Raw genomic sequence first — 21,678 nt, 5'->3', positions numbered from 1 at the left:
GCTCACTTCAGGTAAGGGGACCAGGACGGTTCTCTGACTTCGCCTTGAGCGGTAGGAAGCGGGAGCCTAACGCGTCCATTAATGGACACGAGCATCAAGACTCCCCGGCCCTGCTGGCGGGTGGCGTAGATTACCATGGTGCCGTTGGGCGCAACAGTGGGTGACTCGTCCAGAGTGCTATCAGTGAGGATCTTTACACTGCCGCGCTGCAAATCCTGGGCCGCCACCTTGAAATTGGTGAAACCGTCCTGGCGATGGATCATCACCAGGGTCTTTTCATCAGCCGAAAGCTTCGGGTTGGCATTGTAGTTGCCAATGAAGGTCACACGCTCAGCACCACCACCGCTTACGCTGGTTTTGTAGATCTGCGGCTTGCCGCCACGGTCGGAGGTGAAGTAGATGGTCGAGCCATCTTTGCCCCAGAACGGTTCGGTATTGATGCCCGGACCTGCGGTTACACGGGTGATCTGACGCGATGCAAGGTTCATCACGTAAATATCCGGGTTACCGTCTTTGGACAGCACGAATGCCAGGCGATCGCCATTCGGCGACCAGGCTGGCGCGCCGTTCAGGCCTTCGAAGTTGGTGATCTGCTCACGGCGACCGGTGTCGATGTTCTGCATGAAGATGCGCGGACGCTTCTGCTCGAACGACACATAGGCGATGCGTTTGCCATCCGGAGCGAAACGCGGCGACAGGATCGGCTCACGCGATTGCAGCAGAGTCACGGCCCGGGCACCATCGTAGTCCGAACGCTGCAGGGTGTAGCGAGTGTTCTTCTCGGAGAAGCGCTCCGCCGTCACGTAAAGCAGACGGGTCGAAAACGCACCCGGGATACCGGTGAGCTTTTCGAACGACTGGTCAGCGATGAAGTGCGCCATGTCGCGCAGTTGCTCGGTGGTACCGGAAACACTGCCGTCAGCCACTTTCTGTTCGGTGGCAACGTTGAACAGTGCCCACTGGACCTGCAGGCGACCGCCTGCTGGAGCGATGCTGCCGACCATCATGTATTGCGCACCTACCGCCTTCCAGTCACGGAAGATGATTTCGCTCGGCTGGCTTGGCTGACTGATCATGTTTTGCTTGGGAATCGGCGAGTAGTAGCCCGAGTTCCGCAAATCGTTACCAATGATTTCAGCTATGTCGTCCGGCAGAACAGCACCGCCCTGGAAACCGAACGGTACAACAGCGATCGGGGTGGCCCGATCACTACCGCTGGTGACCAGAATGTTTTTTTCCTCAGCCATCGCGATCCCTGCCATGCAGCAGATCACGACCAGCATTCCTCGAAGAAGGTTTCTCACAAGGCTAGATCCTCAGGTGTGAATGTCATCTTGAATGAACGATACGGAGCGAAATCGCTCGGCTTCATTCCCTGCATTTCTGTCAAACGTCCAATATTCTTCACTGCCGCCACTGCCGAAGCATCGAACGGACCATCGCCACTGGACTTGGACACGTTGACCGTAGTCACCGTGCCGTCCGGCAACATGCCGATTTGCAGCACGACCGTCATGCCTTTGCGCGCTGAAGGTGGACGTGCCCACCCCTCTGCGGCTCGCGCACGAATCAAGTCATCGAAACTGCCCGCGACTTCGTCACCCTGCTCATCAGCCAAGGCCTGCTGGCGCTGCGGCGTGTCGGAAAGCAAATCTGCCAGGGCCTGAGCCTTTTTCTCTTCGGCGGATTTACGTGCCGCTTCCTGCGATTTCTTCTTCGCAGCATCGGCAGCAGCTTTCTTCTTCGCGTCGTCGGCGATTTTCTTCTTCGCCTCTTCAGCTTCAGCTTTCTTCTTGGCGTCTTCGGCGGCTTTCTTCTTCGCGTCTTCGACGATCTTCTTCTTGGCTTGTTCAGCGGCCGCTTTCTTGGCCTCTTCTTCAGCAGCCTTTTTCGCTTCTTCTTCGGCTTTCTTCTTGGCTATATCAGCCAATTGTTTCTCTTCTGCCTTCTTGGCTTCGGCGGTCTTCTTCGCTTCATCGGCTTTCTTGGCTTCATCAGCCTTTTTCGCCTCGTCCGCTTTTTTGGACTCGTCGGCCTTCTTGGCTTCCTCGGCCTTTTGAGCCGCTTCTTCTTTCTTTTGTTCCGCAGCTTTCACCGCTTCCTGCTCGACCTTTTTCTGCTCCATCTGTTCGACTTCGGTCTGACGTGCGGCGGACTTCTTCGCCTCACCCGCAATCTTCTGATTGGTCTGGGTGGTTGCCTGACTTTTCGATTTCAGCTGGTACAGGGTCGCCTGGACAATCGGCTTGGCCGGAGGCAGTTCCGGTGTGAAGGCAAAACTGACAAACAGCATGCCGAACACCAGCACGTGCAAGACAATCGCCCAGACACTAGGCCAGAAGAAGCTCTCCGAGGCGGACGGCTCTCTCTGTTGCCGCATCAGGGGGCCTCGGTAATCAAACCAACATTACCGACCCCGGCTTTCTGCAACCCGCCCATGGCACCCATGACGGCACCATAGTCAACGGTTTTGTCGCCACGGATAAAGACCTGAGTACGCTTGCCGCCTTCGTTGCCGGCACGAATGATCTTGGTCACCGCATCGGTCATTTGCGGCAGGGTCATGGCCCTGTCCTGTTGCTTCTCGGTGTCGACTTCACTGCCAAGGTTCCAGTAGTAGGTCTTGTCAGCCTTGATCGAAATGGTCAGGACCTGGGTGTTGTTGTCCTGCGGCAAGGCTTCGCTGGAAACCTTGGGCAGATCAACTTTCACGCCCTGATTGAGCATCGGCGCGGTCACCATGAAGATGACCAGCAGCACCAACATCACGTCGATGTAGGGCACTACGTTCATCTCGGCAACCGGCTTGCGCTTTTTGCGAGCTCGAGCGATTAAAGCCATTGGAAATTACCTGCTTATTCTTCGCTGGTGTGCACTTTGCGGTGCAGGATCGCCTGGAATTCATCGGCGAAGGTGTAGTAGCGGCTCAGCAAGGTTTCGCTGCGTGCAGAGAAACGGTTGTAAGCAATAACGGCCGGAATCGCGGCGAACAGACCGATCGCCGTGGCGATCAAGGCCTCAGCGATACCCGGGGCCACCGTGGCGAGGGTCGCTTGCTGGGCGCTGGCCAGACCGCGGAAGGAGTTCATGATGCCCCAAACGGTACCGAACAGACCGATGTACGGGCTGACCGACCCCACAGTGGCGAGGAACGGCAGGCTTTGCTCCAGTTTCTCTTCTTCACGGGAAATGGCTACGCGCATGGCACGGGCCACGCCTTCCATCACGGCTTCAGGATCGACGCCGGGCTGCTGACGCAGACGGGAGAACTCCTTGAAACCGGCGCGGAAGATCTGCTCGACGCCGGAATCCGGATCCGGGTTGCTGCCGGCCTGACGATACAGTTTGGACAGATCGATACCCGACCAGAAGCGCTCCTCGAAGCTCTCCAGGGCACGTCGACCGGCACGCAGCAGATTACTGCGCTGAAAGATCATGATCCATGAGGTCACCGATGCGGCTACCAGGGTCAACATTACCAACTGCACCACGATGCTGGCATTGCTGACCAGGCTCCACATGGAGGAATGGTCGACGACGTTAGCTTCCACGCTTTATCTCCTGCTTAGAGTGTGTACCCGGGCCGCCCACGTCGGCAAAGGCCGCACGCAGGTCTTCGGGAAGGGCCCGGGGTTTCAAACTGTTAGTGCGCACACAGGCCACCAAAAACTGCCCTTCACAGAGCAGCACATTATCCGTAGCCCGCCTGACCTGCTGTTTAAAGCGCAGGCTGGCACGGTTCAATTCGATTACTTCAGCGCTTACCAGCAGTTCGTCGTCCAGTCGCGCCGGCGCGTGGTAACGCGCTTCGCTGGAATGCACGACAAACAACAGGTCATCCCCTGCCAGCTGCGATTGGGCAAAGCCCAGCTCGCGGAGCCGCTCGGTTCGAGCCCGTTCCATAAACTTGAGGTAATTAACGTAATACACGATGCCGCCCGCATCGGTGTCCTCGTAATAAACGCGACAACGATGTGCGAACGGCTCAAGCCCGTTTTGCGCGCGCATACTCTAGTGCTTACTCCTCAGGTTGCCAATCCGGCCAGGCAACTGTTTTTTCGTTGTTCAAAGGCTTTACCGTAAAAGTACCGTCCTCTGACAGTACAAACCCTGAATAAATCGACAACAAATGTGTATTAATCGTCCACGGCATCGAGAAACTCGTCTACCACGGGCATCTCACCCATTCGTGACGGAACATTTAAACCGAAATGCAGGTACGCATGGCGCGTCACTACCCTGCCCCGCGGTGTGCGCATGATGTAGCCCTGCTGAATCAGGTACGGTTCCAGCACATCTTCGATGGTGTGGCGCTCCTCGCTGATCGCTGCCGCGAGGCTGTCGATCCCGACCGGACCGCCATCGAACTTCTCGATCATGGTCAACAGCAAACGCCGGTCCTGATGATCGAAACCGTGTTCGTCGACATCCAGCAGGTTCAGCGCCAGATCGGCAACCGATTTGGTGATATGCCCCTTGGCCCGCACTTCAGCAAAATCGCGCACCCGGCGCAGCAGGCGGTTGGCAATGCGTGGCGTACCACGGGCACGACGAGCAATTTCGAAGGCGCCTTCCGGATCCAGCGGCAGGCCGAGGATATTCGCCGAACGACTGACAATCGTCGACAGATCCGCCGTGCTGTAGAACTCAAGGCGCTGGACGATACCAAAGCGGTCCCGCAGCGGGTTGGTCAGCATGCCGGCGCGGGTGGTCGCACCGACCAAGGTAAACGGCGGCAGGTCGAGCTTGATCGAACGGGCCGCCGGCCCTTCACCGATCATGATGTCGAGCTGGAAATCCTCCATTGCCGGGTACAGCACTTCTTCGACAATGGGCGACAGGCGATGGATTTCGTCGATGAACAGCACATCGTGCGGTTCAAGATTGGTCAACAACGCGGCCAGATCACCGGGGCGCTCAAGCACCGGGCCCGAAGTGCTCTTGATCGACACGCCCATTTCCTGGGCAATGATGTTGGCCAGCGTGGTTTTACCCAGACCCGGCGGACCGAAAATCAGCGTGTGGTCGAGCGATTCACTACGGCCACGGGCAGCCTGGATGAACAGTTCCATCTGCTCGCGCACGGTCGGTTGGCCAATGTAGTCAGCCAGGCTGACCGGACGAATGGCCCGATCCTGGACTTCTTCGCGCTCACGCGGGCTATGCGCGGCAGCGATCAGACGATCAGCTTCAATCACTTAAATCATTCCCTTCAGGGCGCGGCGGATCATGTCTTCACTGCTCAGATTCTTGTCCTTGATCGCGGAAATGGCCTTGCTGGCTTCCTGCGGCTTGTAACCCAGGGAAATCAGTGCGCTGACCGCATCGTTTTCGGCGGTATTGACCGGCGCCGGGCCATCCGGCTGGTTCGGCACCAGGGCAAACATGGCCGGCGAGGTTTCCCAGGCCTTGAAGCGATCTTTCAGTTCGACCAACAAACGCTCGGCGGTTTTCTTGCCGACGCCGGGCACCTTGGTCAGCGCCGAAGTGTCCTGGGACTGCACGCAGCGAATCAATTCATCGACTTCCAGACTCGACATCAATGCCAGCGCCAGTTTTGGCCCGACACCATTGAGACGGATCAACTCGCGAAAAAAGTCTCGCTCACGCTTGCCGGCAAAACCATAGAGTAACTGCGCGTCTTCGCGTACGACCAAATGGGTGTGCAGGGTCAGCGGCTCACCGACCGACGGCAGGCGGTAAAGGGTGGTCATGGGCACTTCCAGCTCATACCCGAGGCCGTTTACATCCAGAATCAGGTGCGGCGGCTGTTTCTCAGCCAGGGTGCCGCGCAAGCGTCCAATCACGTTTCAGATCCTTGAGCGTTGGCCAGCCGTTGGCTGGCGACAGTCAGAGCGAAGACGTCGGGCCGACAACACAGGCGCCAAACCTTTCGCTCCGTAAATTTGATGCTGATGCTATCAGAGACGCAGGCGCCCGCCACGACTGCGTGCTGTTCCCAGGCCATGCGGCAACAGGCTGGAGCGGGTGTGCGCGTGACAAATGGCAATCGCCAGGGCATCGGATGCATCGATTTGCGGTTTGCTGGTCAGCTTGAGCATGTGCATGACCATCATCTGCACCTGCTCTTTATTCGCCGCGCCAGTGCCGACTACGGCCTGTTTGACCTGGGTCGCCGTGTATTCGGCAATCTCCAGACATTCTTCCGCGCCGGCGACAATCGCGGCTCCACGGGCCTGTCCCAACTTCAGCGCCGAATCGGCGTTTTTCGCCATGAACACCTTTTCGATGCCCATGGTGACCGGGCCGTAGGTCTGAATGATTTCACGCACACCGCGATAGACGATTTGCAGACGCTCATGCAATTCGCCAGCACCGGTGCGAATGCAACCCGAGGCCACATAAATGCAGCCGCCGCGTCCGGTATCGCGAACAATGCCGTAACCGGTGATACGCGAACCGGGGTCGATACCAAGAATTAAAGTCATAACGCCTGCAGGTTCGGTGAAAACACGATTTTCAAAACGACGAATGACCAATACGGGAGCGGGCTTGCTCGCGAAAGCGGTGTGTCATTCAGCATGTAAATCTGCTGATACGCCGCATTCGCGAGCAAGCCCGCTCCCACATTCAAGCCTGGTCGCTCTTAACCGAGCTGAGCGGCCACGTCTTCCGGGATGTCCGCGTTGGAATAGACGTTCTGCACGTCATCCAGGTCTTCAAGCATGTCGATCAGCTTGAGCACCTTTTCCGCGCCGTCCAGATCCAGTTCGGCGCTGGTGGTCGGCTGCATGACGATTTCCGCGTCATCACCCTTGAACCCGGCCGCTTCCAGCGCGTTTCGTACGGCGTAGAAGCTGGTGAACGAGGTGAAAACGTCGATCGATCCGTCTTCGTGGGTGACCACGTCGTCGGCATCGGCCTCCAGAGCCGCCTCGGTCAACGCGTCTTCGTCAACGCCCGGCGCGAAGCTGATCTGCCCCTTGCGTTCGAACAGGTACGCCACCGAACCGTCAGTACCGAGGTTACCGCCACATTTGCTGAACGCATGGCGTACCGCTGCTGCTGTGCGATTGCGGTTGTCGGTCATGCATTCAACCATCACCGCCACGCCGCCAGGGCCGTAACCTTCGTAGGTCAGCTCTTCGACGTTGTCCGCTTCGGTCGCACCGGCGCCACGCGCAACGGCACGATCGATGATGTCGCGGCTCATGTTCGCGCTCAGCGCCTTGTCCAGGGCCAGACGCAGACGCGGGTTGGAACCCGGATCACCGCCGCCCTGACGGGCCGCAACGGTCAGCTCGCGGATCCACTTGGTGAAAATCTTGCCTCTCTTGGCATCCTGACGTTCTTTGCGGTGCTTGATGTTCGCCCACTTGGAATGACCTGCCATAACTCGCTCCGAATTCTCTTTGAAACGTCGCCCGCCGCGCATGTCGCGCAGCCAGCAAACAAAAAAATCTCGACCTGCTTTCTACAGAAAGAAAAAAGGCGCATCCGAAGATGCGCCTTCAGGCCCGTCTTACTCAGCCTTTGGCGTTTCACGCAAACGAATGTGCAGTTCGCGCAGTGCCTTGGCATCCACCACACCCGGTGCTTGCGTCATCACGTCGGCAGCACTCTGGGTTTTCGGGAAGGCGATCACTTCACGGATCGACTGGGCGCCGGTCATCAGCATCACCAGACGGTCCAGACCGAAGGCCAGACCACCGTGCGGCGGCGCACCGTATTTCAGCGCGTCGAGCAGGAAGCCAAACTTCTCTTCCTGTTCCGCTTCATCGATACCCAACAGACGGAATACCGACTGCTGCATTTCCTTGCGGTGGATACGGATCGAACCGCCACCCAGTTCGGTGCCGTTCAGCACCATGTCGTACGCACGCGACAGAGCGCCAGCCGGGTTGGCTTCCAGCTCTTGCGGCGTGCACTTCGGCGCGGTGAACGGGTGGTGCAGCGCGGAGAAGCTGCCATCGTCGTTTTCTTCGAACATCGGGAAGTCGACGACCCACATTGGCGCCCACTCGCAGGTCAGCAGCTTCAGGTCGTGACCGAGCTTGATGCGCAGTGCGCCCAGCGCTTCGCTGACGATCTTGGCCTTGTCGGCGCCGAAGAACACGATGTCGCCATCGACTGCGCCAACGCGATCGAGGATCACGTTCAGCTTGTCTTCCGGGATGTTTTTCACGATCGGCGATTGCAGACCTTCAACACCAGCAGCGCGCTCGTTGACCTTGATGTACGCCAGGCCCTTGGCACCGTAGATGCCGACGAACTTGGTGTAATCGTCGATCTGCTTGCGCGGCATGCTCGCCCCGCCTGGAACGCGCAACGCAGCGATACGGCATTTCGGATCGTTGGCCGGGCCGCTGAACACCTTGAAATCGACTTCTTTCAACTGATCGGCAACGTCGACCAGTTCCAGCGGGTTACGCAGGTCTGGCTTATCGGAACCGTAACGACGCATGGCCTCTTCGAAAGTCATGTGCGGGAAATCGCCGAACTCCAGACCCAGCACTTCCTTGAACAGATTGCGGATCATTTCTTCGGTCAGGCCCATGATCTCTTTTTCATCGAGGAAGCTGGTCTCGATGTCGATCTGGGTGAATTCCGGTTGACGGTCAGCGCGCAAGTCTTCGTCGCGGAAGCACTTGGCGATCTGGTAGTAACGGTCGAAGCCGGCCACCATCAGCAGTTGCTTGAACAGTTGCGGCGATTGCGGCAGGGCAAAGAACGAACCGGCATGGGTACGGCTCGGCACCAGATAGTCACGCGCGCCTTCCGGAGTAGCACGGGTCAGGATCGGTGTTTCGACGTCGAGGAAGCCGTTTTCGTCGAGGAAGCGACGGATGCTGGTGGTCATACGCGAACGCAGACGCAGCTTCTCGGCCATTTCCGGGCGACGCAGGTCGAGGAAGCGATAGCGCAGGCGGGTTTCTTCGCCAACGTCAGAGAACTCGTTCAGCGGGAACGGCGGGGTTTCCGACTCATTCAGCACTTCCAGCTCGTAGCCCAGGACTTCGATCATGCCCGACGCCATGTTGGCGTTGGTGGCACCGGCCGGACGCAGGCGAACCTTACCGGTGATTTTGACGACGTATTCGCTGCGCACGCGATCGGCGGCGGCGAAGCTCTCGGCGCGATCCGGGTCGAATACCACCTGAGCCAGACCATCACGATCACGGATATCGAGGAAAATCACCCCGCCGTGGTCGCGACGACGGTGAACCCATCCGCAAAGGGTAATTTCCTGGCCTTCCAGGCTTTCGTTCAGTTGGCCGCAATAGTGGCTGCGCATCATGGTAGTGGTTCGCTTCTCGTAATTCGAAATTCGGTGGAGATCCCGCCGCACTCAAGCATTGTGCGACTGACGGAAACTCACGCGTGTCGTTCGACCGGGGTTTGAACCCTAGTCAGATTTGTCGCCACCGGCCAGATTCTTCTTGGTTCCGGTCTTGAAATCGGTTTCGTACCAACCGCTGCCGCTAAGGCGAAAGCCGGGCATGGACAGCTGCTTCTTGAGCTCTGGCGCCTGGCAGGCAGGGCAGTCGACCAGCGGTGCCTCGCTGATCTTTTGAATGGCTTCCAACTGATGACCACAGGAAGCGCATTGGTAATCGTACATCGGCATGGGGGGTGTCTCGGCGATCAGATTGCCACCGCGCGCAGGGCTTTGCGGCGAAAGAGCGGGATTATATCCATTAAATGCGGCCTGTGCAGCCGTAAGACTGCACAGGCCGCGACCTCGTTTGCAACCACTGTGTCAAAGCGAATTGACCGGTGTGGCTTACTTGACCCCGTTCATGACGCACACCACTCGCACCAGAGCGCTGAAATTTTTCACGCCGCCATGACGCAGATGCACCTCACGATCAACGTGGGACAACAGCGAACTGATCGAACAACAATTATCTGCGGCCATATCGCCGAGGATATTCCAGTAAACCTGCTCAAGTCGCAGGCATGTCGCGTATCCGTTCAAACGCACGGATCGGGACAACGGCTGAATCAATGACATGTCGAATTCGTTGACGAACGGATCGACTTTCAACTCATGTGGCAAGCCGACAATCCTGTCGCCCCGCCTGTCTCCTTCTACCATATCGGTGACACTCCTTTGCCATCTCTGCTTGTTTTCAAAGCCACATCCTGTGACTTCATAAAAGCGCAGACGCAAAGTTATATCCAGATGACTTGGTGACCATCACCGTAGGATAAGCCAACGACACAGGTACGAATCCGGACAGCACGCGAGCAGTCCGCAGACCTGCTCGCATGCCAGGGTTATGCTTGGAGCAAAGCGCGCAGCATCCATGCGGTTTTCTCGTGAACCTGCATGCGCTGGGTCAACAGGTCGGCAGTCGGCTCATCACTGACCTTGTCGAGCAACGGGAAGATGCCGCGCGCGGTGCGGGTCACGGCTTCCTGCCCATCGACCAGTTGCTTGATCATGTCTTCAGCGCTCGGTACGCCCACCTCTTCCTTGATAGAGGACAGACGTGCGTAAGTGGCATAGGCGCCCGGTGCCGGAAAGCCCAGCGCGCGAATGCGTTCGGCAATCAGATCCACGGCCAGCGCCAGTTCGTTGTACTGCTCTTCGAACATCAAATGCAGCGTACGAAACATCGGGCCTGTGACGTTCCAGTGGAAGTTATGGGTTTTCAGATACAGCACGTAGGTGTCCGACAGCAGACGCGACAGCCCCTCGACGATGGACTTGCGATCCTCTTCACTGATACCGATATCGATTGCCATGTTTACCCCCTAACGGCGATTGAATTCATCCAACAGGTGCAGGCCCACTCTAGCAAGGCTGTCGCCAGCCCGCAGCCTCGAAAACCTGAACAGGCTGCGACAAAAAGACCGGCGCTGTGCCGCTGGCCGGGCTGATTTGAGTAGCAGCAGGCTTTGCTGTTAAATAGGCAGTGTGTCGCTACGCCCCGTTTTTCGGGGTTTCGCGCATAGGCTGATGCCGTGTACGTGTCCACCGCCTCTTATTTTGTCCCGAAGCGAACCGTGCATCTTCAGCTCTTCCTTGTGAGCCGTTATAAAGTGAGCCATTCAAAATGTTGAAAATCGTCCACCTGCTGATGGGCGCAGCGGCATTGCTGCTGTCGTTCATACCTAGCCTGAAATCCGAAGCCGTTCCTTACCTGCAACAACCCGATGCACTTTACCTGGCCTTTTTCGGCCTGCTGAACCTGGTGATTGCTCCAGTGATTCCTTACTGGAACAAAGGCCCGCGCCAGCATCTGCAAAACCTAGTCAGCGCGCTTCTGGTGCTGACTGTCGTCCTGCAAACCTTGACCCTGATCGCGCCGATGCCCGTCATCGCCGGCCAACCAGCGGTGTTGTTCAGCCTGGTGATTGCCCTGACAGCCGTAATCCTGCACCTGGCCGTCAGCTTCTATAGATCTTCACCTGCCGCCGCGCCAACCAGCTACGACATGACCAACCGCGATACCGGCACCGTCAAGTGGTTCAACACGTCCAAAGGCTTCGGCTTTATCTCCCGGGATTCCGGTGATGATATTTTCGTGCACTTTCGCGCGATCCGTGGCGAAGGCCACCGCGTTCTGGTCGAAGGCCAGCGCGTGGAGTTCTCGGTGATGAACCGGGACAAGGGCCTGCAAGCCGAGGACGTGATCGCGGCTTTGCCGCGTCGCTGATCCCAGGCAATAAAAAACCGCGAACAGCCAGACTGTTCGCGGTTTTTTTATGCCTGCACAAAACAGTGCTGTGGCTCAATAGTGCGGGGGTGGCGCCTCTTCCTCAAAGGATTCGAACTGCCCGACCATTTCTTCCTGACGCTTGAGCAGTGCGGCCATTTGCAATTGCAGGCGCTCGACCACCAGTTGCTGCGCCACCAGCACATCGTTCAAGGCCTGAATGGTGTCATCCTGAAACGCCAAACGGCTTTCCAGATCGTTAACGCGTTGTTCCAGACTCATGACTCAGCCCTCCAAAAAGGTGAAATCATCGGTCAGCACGACACGCAATCGATCGCGAATAGCGGCCACCTCTTCGCTGCCATAAGGCTTGGCCGGGTGCTTGCCCCACACAGGCGCTGGCCAGGCGGCGTCATCGCGTTTTCGCACTATCACATGCATGTGCAACTGGCTGACCACGTTACCCAACGCTGCGACATTCATTTTGTCGGCATCGAACAAGTCTTTGAGCAACTCGGCCAATGCGGTGGTTTCCAACCACAATTGCTGTTGATCGGCGACATCCAACTGAAACAACTCACTGATATCGTCACGACGAGGTACCAGGATGAACCAAGGGTAGCTGGCGTCGTTGGACAGCAGCAGCCGGCAGAGCGGGAAGTCGCCGATGGCAAGGGTGTCCTGTTGTAGTCGTGAATCTAAAGCAAACACTGCGCGCACTCCCGGCTGATCTACATAATTGAGCTTAGCGGCCTCGCCCGAGGGCGGCGCGCCAAGCGACAGACAGGCAGCATACCTGCGAATGCGCCCGTCTTCACGACGGCAATGCCGTTGGGCATTCTCCGAACGCCCCGAGATGGGACATTTATCGACACCCTGCACCAACGCGGGCCCCGGATTGAAGAGCAGCACACGAAAATGACCGAAAACCCTGAAACACTTGAGACCAACCTCAACCCGAACGGTATGAATCTGGTACAGCCGTAAAATTTTTTGCACCAAAACCGCACAATGCGTCTACGCTCAATGCGCAAGGCATCCGCCAAATACTCACCTGTGGGGTGAACCGGTAACGTTTTTGGTTGTCACGCGCTTGCAACGGCACGGCAACACCATAAGAACAATCGCGTCAAGCCCTGAGAACCGAGGGGCTTTTCGCCCAGTATTTATGAGGCTTTTACAGGTAAAAACAGGCGTTCAGAAAAAAAGCCACACCGAAATTGCGGTTTGTGCACGCTTGTTGCATTCGTACTCATATGGACTCTAAGCGCACCACGGGACGTGGGAGCCTTAAGACCAACAAAAACAGTGGCAAGGCTGCCCGATGGAGATTCAAGTGTTTTGCCAGGGACTCTTTTTTAGCGATGCAAAAGGCTAGAAAAACAGCGAAAAGTTGTCGGTCCGATTGCATCGGTACTGTGAATTTGCGACATCTACCCAGCCATCTGCGACAGTGTCGTAAAGAAGGTGAAAGGTTGGACTCGCAAGTATCGCCAACATTGTCAGCGTGATATAAGTTTGCGCCGACACAAAAAGAAAGAGCCGCCCAGATAATAAAACAGGTGGGACGGCAGTACTCTTCTAAAAACCAAAGGAGCAAATCACGATGCGCGTGATGAAGTGGAGCATGATCGCCCTGGCTGTTGCAGCAGGCACCTCGCAGTTCGCAATGGCGTCTTCCCAAGAGGAATCCAAGGGCTTTTTTGAAGATCAGAGCCTGAATGTTCACAGCCGTATGCTGTACATGAACCGTGATTTCAAAAATAACCCCAGCACTTCGCAAAGTTATCGCGAAGAGACGGGTCTCGGCCTACGTGCTACGTACGAGTCGGGCTTTACCCAGGGCACCGTAGGTGTCGGTGTAGATGCCTTGGCCAATGGCATGATCAAACTGGACAGCGGCCGTGGCCGTACCGGTAACAGCATGTTCGGTCGTGATAGCGAAGGCCGGCCAGAAGACACCCAATCGAAGGTTGGCGGTGCAGTTAAGTTCCGTCTGTCCGACACTGTCCTGAAATATGGTAACCAATACGTTGCCAGCCCTGTCTTCTCGACAGACGACAGCCGCGTGCTGCCAGAAGTTGCTACCGGCACCATCATCACCAGTAAAGAAATCAAAGGTCTGGAACTGACCGCCGGTCGCTTCTCCGCTCTGAGTTCGCAGACTGGTATGGGCCGCGACAGCATCAACGGACCGCACAACCCAGGCCTGACCAGCGCCAACATTGCCGGCGCTACCTACCAGTTCACCGACAACTTTGTAGCTGGCGTGGCTGCTTCCGATGTAGATGACTACTTCAAGAAGCAATACATAAACGCTAACTACACCCTGCCGATCAACGAAGATCAGTCCCTGAACTTCGACTTCAACGGCTATCGCTCCAAGAGCCAGGGTCAAGAACTGAGCGGCGATGTTGACAACCGCATCTGGTCCCTCGCAGCTGCCTATAGCATCGGCGCTCACAAGTTCACCTTGGCTCACCAGCGCTCTACCGGTGACACAGGTTATGTTTACGGCGTTGACGGCGGTGGCACTATCTTCCTCGCCAACTCCATCCAATACTCCGACTTCAACGGCCAAGATGAGCGTTCCTGGCAGGCTCGCTACGACCTGAACATGAAAACCTACGGCGTTCCTGGCCTGAGCTTCATGACTCGTTACGTCCGTGGTGACAACATCACCACTGGCGCCGAAGAAGGTAAAGAACACGAGTTCGACTTCGAAACCAAGTACGTTATGCAAAGCGGTCCGGCCAAAGACCTGTCTTTCCGCTTGCGTAGCGCGATCTACCGTGCAAACTCCTCTTATAACGGCATCAACGGCAACGACAACAACGACACCCGCCTGATCATCGAATACCCGCTGAGCATTTTGTAATTCAGCGCTAGTTCGAACACGGCAACAAAAAAACGCTCACCTGATCCAGGTGAGCGTTTTTTTTGTATCTGGTTTCATACAGTCTTTAATTGTTGCTAGTTAGATAGCAACCTAACAATGCAACACCGACGAAACCTTCAGGTTGTAACCCAGATGTTATTGCGGCGCGGTTTCCTGAACCACACGAATGACTCGCTGTGGAAACGGAATATCAATCCCTGCAGCCTTCAAGCGATCCCGTGATTGTTCGTTAAACATGAACATCACATCCCAGTAATCCGCGGTTTTAACCCACGCTCGCAGGGAGACCGTGATCGAGCTGTCGCCCAAGGTAGAAATCACCGCCTGTGGCGCTGGATCTTGCAGAACACGCTCATCCTTGGCCAGATCCAGCAGCACCTGACGCGCTTGCTGCAGATCGGCTTCGTAATCCACACCCACATCGAACACAACCTTGCGGGTTGGCTGACGGTTGGTGTTGGTAATGATGCCGTTCGACAGGTTGCCGTTCGGCAGGATGATGGTTTTGTTGTCGCCAGTCCGCAGCACGGTGTGGAAAATCTGGATGCTGTCGACCGTACCCGACACGCCTTGCGCCTCGATCCAGTCACCGATACGGAACGGACGGAACAGCAGAATCAGCACGCCGCCAGCAAAGTTAGCCAGGCTGCCCTGCAATGCCAGACCGATGGCCAGGCCGGCAGCACCGATGGCTGCAACAAACGAGGTGGTTTCCACACCGATCATCGAAGCGACGCTGACGATCAGCAGCACTTTGAGAATGACATTGGCCAGCGTACTGATAAAACCTTGCAGCGCCAGGTCGGCGTTACGCAGAGCCAATAAGCCACCGAGCTTGCGCGTGACCTTGTTGATCAGCCACCAGCCGATGGCCAACGTGATCACTGCCAGTAGCACGCGGCTGCCGTATTCCATGATCATCGGGATCCACGCTTGGGATGCCTTGACCAGGTTATCCACTTCAGCATTCAAATCCATGTTCTATCTCCTGATTTCCGGCTACGCGGCACGCAAAGAATAAGTAGCGCAAAAATCCGCCGGGGAAAATAAATCCGAGCGAGAGAGGGTTTGCCCGTGAAAGCGGTGTCTCAGTGAACCTTATTGCTCAATGACACACCGCGTTCGTGAGCAAGCCCACTCCCACAGATTGTGCGGATAGCGCTTAGTCGCGGAAGTTGTTGAACTGCAGCGGCATGCCGAACTCCTTGGCACGCAGGGCCGCGATGGCTTCTTGCAGGTCATCACGCTTCTTGCCGGTAACGCGCACCTGCTCGCCCTGAATGGCGGCCTGTACCTTGAGCTTGGCGTCCTTGATGTGGCCGACGATCTTCTTCGCCAGTTCCTTGTCGATACCTTCCTTGAGCACGGCATCCTGTTTCATCAGCTTGCCCGATGCGTAAGCGTCCTTGACCTCAAGACACTGCACATCGATCTTGCGCTTGACCAAGGCCAGTTTGAGGATCTCGATCATCGCCTCCAGCTGGAAATCGGCTTCAGCGGTCAGGTTGACGGTCAGGTCTTTTTCCTTGAACTCGAAGCTGCCTTTGCCTTTCAGGTCATAACGACGATCGAGTTCCTTCACGGCGTTCTCGACCGCGTTGGTGAGTTCGTGTTTGTCCAGTTCGGATACCACGTCGAACGACGGCATGTAATCTCTCCAATAAAAAGGCGCGCTCGATGAGGATGGAGCGCGCTTGGCTTGCGGTTAAAATCGGGCTCATTATAACGGGTCTTTTCTTACCGACACGGCGAGCCGCACATGCCTGCAACCAATCGAGCAAAAATCTGATGTCTATCCCTTGGCATGTTCTTGGCGCCGGCAGTCTCGGCACTCTTTGGGCTGCGCGCCTGGCTCGCGCTGGCTTGCCGGTCCGGCTGATCGTGCGGGACGCGATGCGCTTGCACAGCTATCAGGCAGCCGGCGGATTAACCCTCGTGGAACAAGGACAAGCCAAGACTTATGCAGTTCCCGGCGAAACGCCGGACAGCCCGCAACCAATCCGTCGCCTGTTGTTGGCCTGCAAGGCCTACGATGCCGAAAGCGCGGTCGCCCTCCTCGCTCCGCGCCTGGCGCCGGATGCCGAATTGATCCTGCTGCAAAACGGCCTGGGCAGCCAGGACGCTGTCGCCGCGCAAGTGCCGCAAGCACGCTGCATCAGTGCCTCCAGCACCGAAGGCGCGTTCCGCGATGGCGACTGGCGCGTGGTGTTTGCCGGCCACGGTTACACCTGGCTTGGCGATGCCGCTCACCCGGTAGCGCCGATCTGGCTGGATGATCTGGAGGCAGCGAATATTCCCCATGAATGGAGCACCGACATCCTCACCCGACTGTGGCGCAAGCTGGCGCTCAACTGCGCGATCAATCCGCTGACCGTGTTGCACAACTGCCGCAATGGCGGCTTGCAGGCGCACCACTGCGAAGTGGCCACGTTGTGCGCAGAACTGGCGGAGTTGCTTCAGCGTTGCGGCCAACCGGTAGCCGCCGACAACCTGCAACAGGAAGTGGAACGAGTGATCCAGGCCACCGCCGCCAATTACTCATCGATGTATCAGGACGTGGCCAACCAGCGGCGCACCGAGATCAGCTATCTATTGGGGCACGCCTGCAAAGTCGCCGCACGCCATCAACTCAACTTGCCGCACCTCAGCCAATTGCAACAACGACTGGTCGCTCATCTGCGCAGCCTCGGATTGCCCAGCGACTGAGCAGCGGCTACGCTGGCCACTTGTTCCCTTGCTGCGATAAACCTGATGCCATTGCGCCAGCGCCTCGAAAACCTGCCCGTCGGCCAGAAACTGCTGGCCGCCCTGCTGGTGCTGTTGACCACTGTCTTGCTCGTCGCCAACCTGACGTTTATCAGCGCCGCTTATTACATCTCCCAGGAAAGCATGGCCCCGCAAGCCTTGCAGACCATCGGCCGGCTGATTGCCAACCCAAGTCTGGTCAGCGAAGCCCTGCAATCGCCGCGCAGCGCCGAACGCCTGCTCAAGGAGCTCGACAGCTATTCACCATTGCGCGCCGCCGCCCTGTATGACGGCAATGGCGAACGACTGGCGCAAGTGCAGCATGGTGACAAGCTCAACTTGCCGGAACACGATCGGCACATCGAAGCCTGGCAACTGACCGAGTTTCGCAGCAATCAATTGATCACCCTGCCCCGCCCTGGCACTTCACCCGGTCATCTGTTGCTGGTGGCCAGCAGCGAATTGCCGATGGCGTTCTACACCGGCACGCTGACCGCGAGTCTCGGCATCCTGATTTTCAGTGTGCTGCTTTGGCTGGTGATTGCCCGGCAGATCAAACGCCTGATCACCCGCCCGATTCACGAACTTGAAGAACTCTCGCGCCAGGTCACCCGCGAAGAGAACTACGCCCTGCGCGCCTCGCGCGGTAACCACGACGAAATCGGCAGTCTTGCCGAGGCGTTCAACACCATGCTCTCGCGCATCGAAGCCCGCGAACAGCAGCTCAAACGCGCCCGCGACGACTCGCAAGCCGCTTTCGATCAAGCTCAGGGGCTGGCCGAAGAAACCCGCCACACCAACCGCAAACTGGAACTGGAGGTCCAGGTGCGCAGCAAGATCGAGAAAAAACTCACCGGTTTCCAGAACTACCTCAACAGCATCATCGACTCCATGCCCTCGGCGCTGATCGCCCTCGACGAGCAGCTCTACGTCACCCAGTGGAACCAGGAAGCCAGTGCCCTGTCCGGCACGCGACTCGACGAAGCGCTGAACCAGCCGATCTTCCTGGCGTTTGAACCGCTCAAGCCGTTTCTGCCGCAGCTCAAGGAAACCGTAGAGCAACACACGGTAGCGAAAATCGAGCGCGTAACCTGGTTCAAGGACGACGAGCCCAAGCACTACGCCCTGACGTTCTACCCGCTGATGGGCGGCGCCGGGCGTGGCGTGGTGATCCGCATCGACGACATCACCCAACGCCTGTCGCTGGAAGAAATGATGGTGCAGTCGGAGAAAATGCTCTCGGTCGGCGGCCTCGCCGCAGGCATGGCCCACGAAATCAATAACCCGCTGGGCGCAATCCTGCACAACGTGCAGAACATCCGCCGGCGCCTGTCGCCGGACCTGCCGAAGAACCTCGAAACCGCCGAACAGCTGGGCATTGAACTCGACACGGTCAACCGCTACCTGCAGGGCCGAGAAGTCCCGAAATTGCTCGATGGCATTCAGCAGGCCGGCGCCCGGGCGGCGAAAATCGTCACCCACATGCTCAGCTTCAGCCGTCGTAGCACCCGGCAACTGGCCCCGTGTGATTTGCCGGCGCTGATTGATCAAGCGGTGGAAATCGCTGGCAACGACTTCGATCTGGCCATCGGTTTTGACTTCAAGGGACAGGCGATCATCCGTCAGTTCGACCCTGCGCTCGGCCCGGTTCCAGGCACGGCCAACGAACTGGAACAAGTCCTGCTCAACCTGCTGAAAAACGCCGCGCAAGCGATTCACCAACGCGAAGACGACAGCGAACCGGGGCGAATCACTTTGCGTACCAGGCTCAATCCACCGTGGGCCGAGATTCAGGTCGAGGACAACGGCATCGGCATGAGCGAGAACGTGCGTAAACGCATTTTCGAACCGTTCTTTACCACCAAGGAAGTCGGCCAGGGCACAGGCCTTGGGTTGTCGGTGTCGTACTTCATCATCACCAATAACCACAAAGGGCAGATGGAGGTGCAATCGGCGCCGGGCCAGGACACCTGCTTCACCCTGCGCCTTCCGCTGGCCCAACCTGCGCCCGTTGCGGCTCAAACCCATCAACTATCGAGGTAACCCATGGGCTTTCGCCTGTCGAAGATTTACACCCGCACCGGTGACACTGGCGAAACCGGCCTGGGCGATGGCCGCCGCGTGCCGAAGGATCACCCACGCATCGAGGCGATTGGCGAAGTCGATACGCTGAACAGCCAGGTCGGCGTATTGCTGGCCGGCCTGATTGCCGAGCGCGAGGCCTATCCGAGCCTGAGTGAACTGATCGAGGTATTGGCGCCTTGTCAGCATCGGCTGTTCGACTTGGGTGGCGAGTTGGCAATGCCGGAATATCAGGCGCTCAACGCAGCGGAAATCGAACGGCTGGAAACGGCGATTGATGTGTGGAATGAGGAGTTGGGGCCGCTGGAGAATTTCATTCTGCCGGGCGGTTCGATGCTGATCGCTCAGGCCCATGCGTGCCGAAGCCTGGCCAGGAGTGCCGAGCGACGCTGTCAGCATTTGAACGCCATTGAGCCGTTGGCCGGGGTTGGGCTGGCATATATCAATCGGCTGTCGGATTTGTTGTTTGTCGCGGCGCGGCTGATTGCGCGGCGGCAGGGGGTGGCGGAGATTCTTTGGCAGCCTGCTGCAAAACCTTCAGGACAGTAGCGCCTGAGCGGACGCCTTCGCGAGCAAGCCCCCAGTTGATTGCATTCCAATTAAAGGAACCCGATCAACTGTGGGAGCGGGCTTGCTCGCGAAGAGGCCAGCAGCATCACCACATATTTCAGCTCTCTGGCCAGAACGCCCGAATCCCCGCCACACCCTGAGCACCAACCCCCCAAGCCTTCTCCCGCTCCGCCGGACCAACGCCGCCGAGCAGGAACACCGGTTTGCTGCAACCTTCGATCAACGCTGAAGCCTGCTCCCAGCCCAGCGGCGTCGCATCCGGGTGAGTCAACGTCGGCTGCACCGGCGACAGGGTCACGAAATCCACCCCCATCTGCTCGGCCAGAGCCAACTCTTCTGCGCTATGGCAAGACGCCGCCAACCAACGCTGCGCCGGCAACGGGCGACCCGCCGCGGCGTATTTGCGCAACTGCGCAGAAGTGATATGCCAACCCGCAGACGGGAAATCACCGAGCCATTCGAACGGCCCTTTGATCATCAACTGCGCTTTACCGGCACACAGACCGGCGGCGTCTACTGCCAGATCGCGGTACTTCGGGTCATAGCCATTGGGCGCGCGCAACTGGATCAGCTTGATCCCGCCAGCAATCGCCTTCTGGATGCCGCGCAACAACGCCGCAGTTTCCAGGTCTTGCGGGGTGATCAGGTACTCAGCAGGTAACCGCGCCGCCGCAACGATCGGCTGGTTGGCGGCCGGGAACTCATAATTCGCCAGTTCCTTGGCGCTCACCCAGACCAATGGCTGGCCTTCGGCGCCATGGGGGGCGCCGCTGAAGCTCGAGACTTCCCAGACATCCAGCAGCACCTGCTTGTCCGGATAGTCATGGAGCACTTTGATCAATGGCCGGGCAGCGCCAACGACGATACCCAACTCTTCCTGCAGCTCACGGGCCAGCGCGCTTTCAACGGATTCGCCAGCCTCGACCTTGCCACCGGGGAATTCCCACAAGCCCCCCTGATGCTGGGTATCGGCACGGCGGGCAATGAGAATCTTGCCACTGTCGTCACGGATGACGGCAGCAGCGACGTGTACACGCTTCACGGGTTCAATTCCTCCAGTCCAGCCTTCTGCCAGGCCTTGAAGGCCGGCCATTGGTAGACGGTTTCAACATAGGCTTCGTCAGCCGCGGGCAGCTTCACCTGATAGGTGCGCAGACGCACGGCAATCGGAGCGAAGAACGCATCGGCCAGGCTCACGCGGCCAAACAGGTACGGCCCTTCTTCTGTGGCGACAGCACGGCATTCGGCCCACAACGCGAGCATGCGTTCGATATCGACCTTCACCTCCGGCGGCACCGGGTTCAGCGGCGCATCGTGGCTGAGGTTGAACGGCATGTGGTTACGCATGGCGAAGAAGCCGCTGTGCATTTGTGCACAGGCGGATCGGGCCTGGGCGCGGGCCGCGATGTCAGTCGGCCAGAGTGACTCGGACGGGAACTGCTCAGCGAGGTATTCGGCAATCGCCAGCGAATCGGCGATGGTACCGCGCGCGGTTTTCAGCAGCGGCACCTTGGCCGTCGGTGAATGCTTGAGCAGTTGCTCACGGGTGTCGGGCGTGCCGAGTTTGATCAGTTCTTCGCTGTAAGGCGCGCCGGTCAGCTCAACAGCCAGCGCAGCACGTAGCGACCATGAGGAAAGCAGTTTGTCGCCGATGATCAGGTGCAGGGACATGGTTTTGGCGCCTTTTCGTCAGAGGAAAAGCTTTGGGACTTGTGGTGTCTGGACTGCCGTCTTCGCGGGCAGCTCATACCCGGC

At 58.0% G+C, this 21,678-nt stretch carries 24 protein-coding genes; 5 read left to right on the top strand and 19 right to left on the bottom strand.

The genetic code is table 11. The annotated features are described in order from the left end of the window. Positions 1-2 precede the first annotated feature (2 nt). From tolB to AACY18_RS14830, 13 genes are all read right to left on the bottom strand, one after another. Positions 3-1,283, bottom strand: coding sequence for a Tol-Pal system beta propeller repeat protein TolB (gene tolB / locus AACY18_RS14890; RefSeq protein WP_339431015.1), 1,281 nt, complete (start codon positions 1,281-1,283; stop codon positions 3-5). 17 nt (positions 1,284-1,300) lie between these two features. Continuing rightward, positions 1,301-2,380, bottom strand: coding sequence for a cell envelope integrity protein TolA (gene tolA / locus AACY18_RS14885; RefSeq protein ID WP_221730688.1), 1,080 nt, complete (start codon positions 2,378-2,380; stop codon positions 1,301-1,303). Further along, a complete protein-coding gene (gene tolR / locus AACY18_RS14880) occupies positions 2,380-2,832 on the bottom strand; it encodes a protein TolR (RefSeq protein ID WP_221730777.1) in 453 nt (150 codons plus the stop codon). The genes tolA and tolR overlap by 1 nt, the downstream gene beginning before the upstream one ends. A gap of 23 nt (positions 2,833-2,855) precedes the next feature. Further along, complete coding sequence (gene tolQ / locus AACY18_RS14875) at positions 2,856-3,551, bottom strand: protein TolQ (protein WP_007912733.1); 696 nt, start codon at positions 3,549-3,551, stop codon at positions 2,856-2,858. Then, complete coding sequence (ybgC, locus tag AACY18_RS14870) at positions 3,541-4,008, bottom strand: tol-pal system-associated acyl-CoA thioesterase (RefSeq protein ID WP_339465248.1); 468 nt, start codon at positions 4,006-4,008, stop codon at positions 3,541-3,543. The genes tolQ and ybgC overlap by 11 nt, the downstream gene beginning before the upstream one ends. A gap of 128 nt (positions 4,009-4,136) precedes the next feature. Next, entirely contained in the window at positions 4,137-5,198 is a 1,062-nt protein-coding gene (gene ruvB / locus AACY18_RS14865; RefSeq protein ID WP_221730687.1) for a Holliday junction branch migration DNA helicase RuvB, read from the bottom strand. Next, positions 5,199-5,807, bottom strand: coding sequence for a Holliday junction branch migration protein RuvA (gene ruvA, locus AACY18_RS14860; protein WP_123467207.1), 609 nt, complete (start codon positions 5,805-5,807; stop codon positions 5,199-5,201). A gap of 114 nt (positions 5,808-5,921) precedes the next feature. Continuing rightward, the gene (gene ruvC, locus AACY18_RS14855; protein WP_007962095.1) at positions 5,922-6,449 is read right to left on the bottom strand and encodes a crossover junction endodeoxyribonuclease RuvC; all 528 of its coding nucleotides are present in this window, start codon (positions 6,447-6,449) and stop codon (positions 5,922-5,924) included. A 158-nt stretch (positions 6,450-6,607) separates the two neighbouring features. Beyond that, complete coding sequence (locus AACY18_RS14850) at positions 6,608-7,354, bottom strand: YebC/PmpR family DNA-binding transcriptional regulator (protein WP_122589593.1); 747 nt, start codon at positions 7,352-7,354, stop codon at positions 6,608-6,610. Between the two features lie 129 nt (positions 7,355-7,483). Beyond that, the gene (gene aspS, locus AACY18_RS14845; protein WP_038366634.1) at positions 7,484-9,259 is read right to left on the bottom strand and encodes an aspartate--tRNA ligase; all 1,776 of its coding nucleotides are present in this window, start codon (positions 9,257-9,259) and stop codon (positions 7,484-7,486) included. 108 nt (positions 9,260-9,367) lie between these two features. Then, positions 9,368-9,589: an FmdB family zinc ribbon protein gene (locus AACY18_RS14840; RefSeq protein ID WP_064119106.1), complete on the bottom strand. Its 222-nt coding sequence runs from the start codon at positions 9,587-9,589 to the stop codon at positions 9,368-9,370. 156 nt (positions 9,590-9,745) lie between these two features. Continuing rightward, on the bottom strand, positions 9,746-10,060 hold the full coding sequence (locus tag AACY18_RS14835; protein ID WP_339465273.1) for a ribbon-helix-helix domain-containing protein: 315 nt from the start codon (positions 10,058-10,060) through the stop codon (positions 9,746-9,748). Positions 10,061-10,242: 182 nt separating this feature from the next. Then, entirely contained in the window at positions 10,243-10,713 is a 471-nt protein-coding gene (locus AACY18_RS14830; RefSeq protein WP_339430978.1) for a Dps family protein, read from the bottom strand. A gap of 311 nt (positions 10,714-11,024) precedes the next feature. Between AACY18_RS14830 and AACY18_RS14825 the strand changes: the two genes are divergently transcribed. After that, positions 11,025-11,627: a cold-shock protein gene (locus AACY18_RS14825; protein ID WP_221730684.1), complete on the top strand. Its 603-nt coding sequence runs from the start codon at positions 11,025-11,027 to the stop codon at positions 11,625-11,627. Between the two features lie 75 nt (positions 11,628-11,702). Here AACY18_RS14825 and AACY18_RS14820 read toward each other — a convergent pair whose 3' ends face one another. Both AACY18_RS14820 and AACY18_RS14815 read right to left on the bottom strand, forming a co-directional pair. Then, positions 11,703-11,909, bottom strand: coding sequence for a SlyX family protein (locus tag AACY18_RS14820; RefSeq protein WP_339465247.1), 207 nt, complete (start codon positions 11,907-11,909; stop codon positions 11,703-11,705). Positions 11,910-11,912: 3 nt separating this feature from the next. After that, positions 11,913-12,338 (bottom strand): HIT family protein, encoded by a 426-nt coding sequence (locus AACY18_RS14815; protein WP_339465270.1) that lies wholly within the window; start codon positions 12,336-12,338, stop codon positions 11,913-11,915. Positions 12,339-13,233: 895 nt separating this feature from the next. Here AACY18_RS14815 and AACY18_RS14810 point away from each other — a divergent pair. Next, on the top strand, positions 13,234-14,505 hold the full coding sequence (locus tag AACY18_RS14810; protein WP_339430981.1) for an OprD family porin: 1,272 nt from the start codon (positions 13,234-13,236) through the stop codon (positions 14,503-14,505). Positions 14,506-14,661: 156 nt separating this feature from the next. Here AACY18_RS14810 and AACY18_RS14805 read toward each other — a convergent pair whose 3' ends face one another. Both AACY18_RS14805 and AACY18_RS14800 read right to left on the bottom strand, forming a co-directional pair. Next, positions 14,662-15,504, bottom strand: a complete 843-nt coding sequence (locus AACY18_RS14805; RefSeq protein WP_339430982.1) for a mechanosensitive ion channel family protein — start codon at positions 15,502-15,504, stop codon at positions 14,662-14,664. Between the two features lie 184 nt (positions 15,505-15,688). After that, positions 15,689-16,174, bottom strand: a complete 486-nt coding sequence (locus AACY18_RS14800; protein ID WP_027619814.1) for a YajQ family cyclic di-GMP-binding protein — start codon at positions 16,172-16,174, stop codon at positions 15,689-15,691. 140 nt (positions 16,175-16,314) lie between these two features. Between AACY18_RS14800 and AACY18_RS14795 the strand changes: the two genes are divergently transcribed. The 3 genes from AACY18_RS14795 to AACY18_RS14785 are packed head-to-tail and all read left to right on the top strand — an operon-like array spanning position 16,315 to position 19,902. Continuing rightward, the gene (locus tag AACY18_RS14795) at positions 16,315-17,232 is read left to right on the top strand and encodes a putative 2-dehydropantoate 2-reductase (protein WP_339465246.1); all 918 of its coding nucleotides are present in this window, start codon (positions 16,315-16,317) and stop codon (positions 17,230-17,232) included. A 45-nt stretch (positions 17,233-17,277) separates the two neighbouring features. Continuing rightward, on the top strand, positions 17,278-19,314 hold the full coding sequence (locus AACY18_RS14790) for a sensor histidine kinase (RefSeq protein ID WP_339465245.1): 2,037 nt from the start codon (positions 17,278-17,280) through the stop codon (positions 19,312-19,314). 3 nt (positions 19,315-19,317) lie between these two features. Beyond that, positions 19,318-19,902: a cob(I)yrinic acid a,c-diamide adenosyltransferase gene (locus AACY18_RS14785; RefSeq protein ID WP_339465244.1), complete on the top strand. Its 585-nt coding sequence runs from the start codon at positions 19,318-19,320 to the stop codon at positions 19,900-19,902. A gap of 118 nt (positions 19,903-20,020) precedes the next feature. On the opposite strand, the gene AACY18_RS14780 is transcribed toward AACY18_RS14785, so the two are convergent. After that, positions 20,021-20,965 (bottom strand): Nudix family hydrolase, encoded by a 945-nt coding sequence (locus tag AACY18_RS14780; RefSeq protein WP_339465243.1) that lies wholly within the window; start codon positions 20,963-20,965, stop codon positions 20,021-20,023. Further along, positions 20,962-21,594 carry a glutathione S-transferase family protein gene (locus tag AACY18_RS14775; RefSeq protein ID WP_339465242.1) on the bottom strand — a complete coding sequence of 211 codons (633 nt, stop codon included), beginning with the start codon at positions 21,592-21,594 and terminating at the stop codon, positions 20,962-20,964. The genes AACY18_RS14780 and AACY18_RS14775 overlap by 4 nt, the downstream gene beginning before the upstream one ends. Positions 21,595-21,678 lie beyond the last annotated feature (84 nt).

It is taken from the genome of Pseudomonas sp. EA_65y_Pfl2_P74, from assembly GCF_963970575.1.
GTDB lineage: Bacteria > Pseudomonadota > Gammaproteobacteria > Pseudomonadales > Pseudomonadaceae > Aquipseudomonas > Aquipseudomonas baetica_A.
The sequence above is the reverse complement of the archived record's forward strand: the minus strand, read 5'-3'. Positions and strand labels throughout refer to the sequence as shown.

Coding starts and splice junctions, on each gene's coding strand:
- aspS (WP_038366634.1), bottom strand. CDS start 9,259: ATGATGCGCAGCCACTATTGCGGCCAACTGAACGAAAGCCTGGAAGGC.
- AACY18_RS14785 (WP_339465244.1), top strand. CDS start 19,318: ATGGGCTTTCGCCTGTCGAAGATTTACACCCGCACCGGTGACACTGGC.
- AACY18_RS14805 (WP_339430982.1), bottom strand. CDS start 15,504: ATGGATTTGAATGCTGAAGTGGATAACCTGGTCAAGGCATCCCAAGCG.
- AACY18_RS14820 (WP_339465247.1), bottom strand. CDS start 11,909: ATGAGTCTGGAACAACGCGTTAACGATCTGGAAAGCCGTTTGGCGTTT.
- AACY18_RS14825 (WP_221730684.1), top strand. CDS start 11,025: ATGTTGAAAATCGTCCACCTGCTGATGGGCGCAGCGGCATTGCTGCTG.
- ruvC (WP_007962095.1), bottom strand. CDS start 6,449: ATGACTTTAATTCTTGGTATCGACCCCGGTTCGCGTATCACCGGTTAC.
- AACY18_RS14840 (WP_064119106.1), bottom strand. CDS start 9,589: ATGCCGATGTACGATTACCAATGCGCTTCCTGTGGTCATCAGTTGGAA.
- AACY18_RS14835 (WP_339465273.1), bottom strand. CDS start 10,060: ATGGTAGAAGGAGACAGGCGGGGCGACAGGATTGTCGGCTTGCCACAT.
- AACY18_RS14830 (WP_339430978.1), bottom strand. CDS start 10,713: ATGGCAATCGATATCGGTATCAGTGAAGAGGATCGCAAGTCCATCGTC.
- tolA (WP_221730688.1), bottom strand. CDS start 2,380: ATGCGGCAACAGAGAGAGCCGTCCGCCTCGGAGAGCTTCTTCTGGCCT.
- AACY18_RS14795 (WP_339465246.1), top strand. CDS start 16,315: ATGTCTATCCCTTGGCATGTTCTTGGCGCCGGCAGTCTCGGCACTCTT.
- AACY18_RS14810 (WP_339430981.1), top strand. CDS start 13,234: ATGCGCGTGATGAAGTGGAGCATGATCGCCCTGGCTGTTGCAGCAGGC.
- ybgC (WP_339465248.1), bottom strand. CDS start 4,008: ATGCGCGCGCAAAACGGGCTTGAGCCGTTCGCACATCGTTGTCGCGTT.
- AACY18_RS14775 (WP_339465242.1), bottom strand. CDS start 21,594: ATGTCCCTGCACCTGATCATCGGCGACAAACTGCTTTCCTCATGGTCG.
- AACY18_RS14850 (WP_122589593.1), bottom strand. CDS start 7,354: ATGGCAGGTCATTCCAAGTGGGCGAACATCAAGCACCGCAAAGAACGT.
- tolB (WP_339431015.1), bottom strand. CDS start 1,283: ATGCTGGTCGTGATCTGCTGCATGGCAGGGATCGCGATGGCTGAGGAA.
- AACY18_RS14800 (WP_027619814.1), bottom strand. CDS start 16,174: ATGCCGTCGTTCGACGTGGTATCCGAACTGGACAAACACGAACTCACC.
- AACY18_RS14790 (WP_339465245.1), top strand. CDS start 17,278: ATGCCATTGCGCCAGCGCCTCGAAAACCTGCCCGTCGGCCAGAAACTG.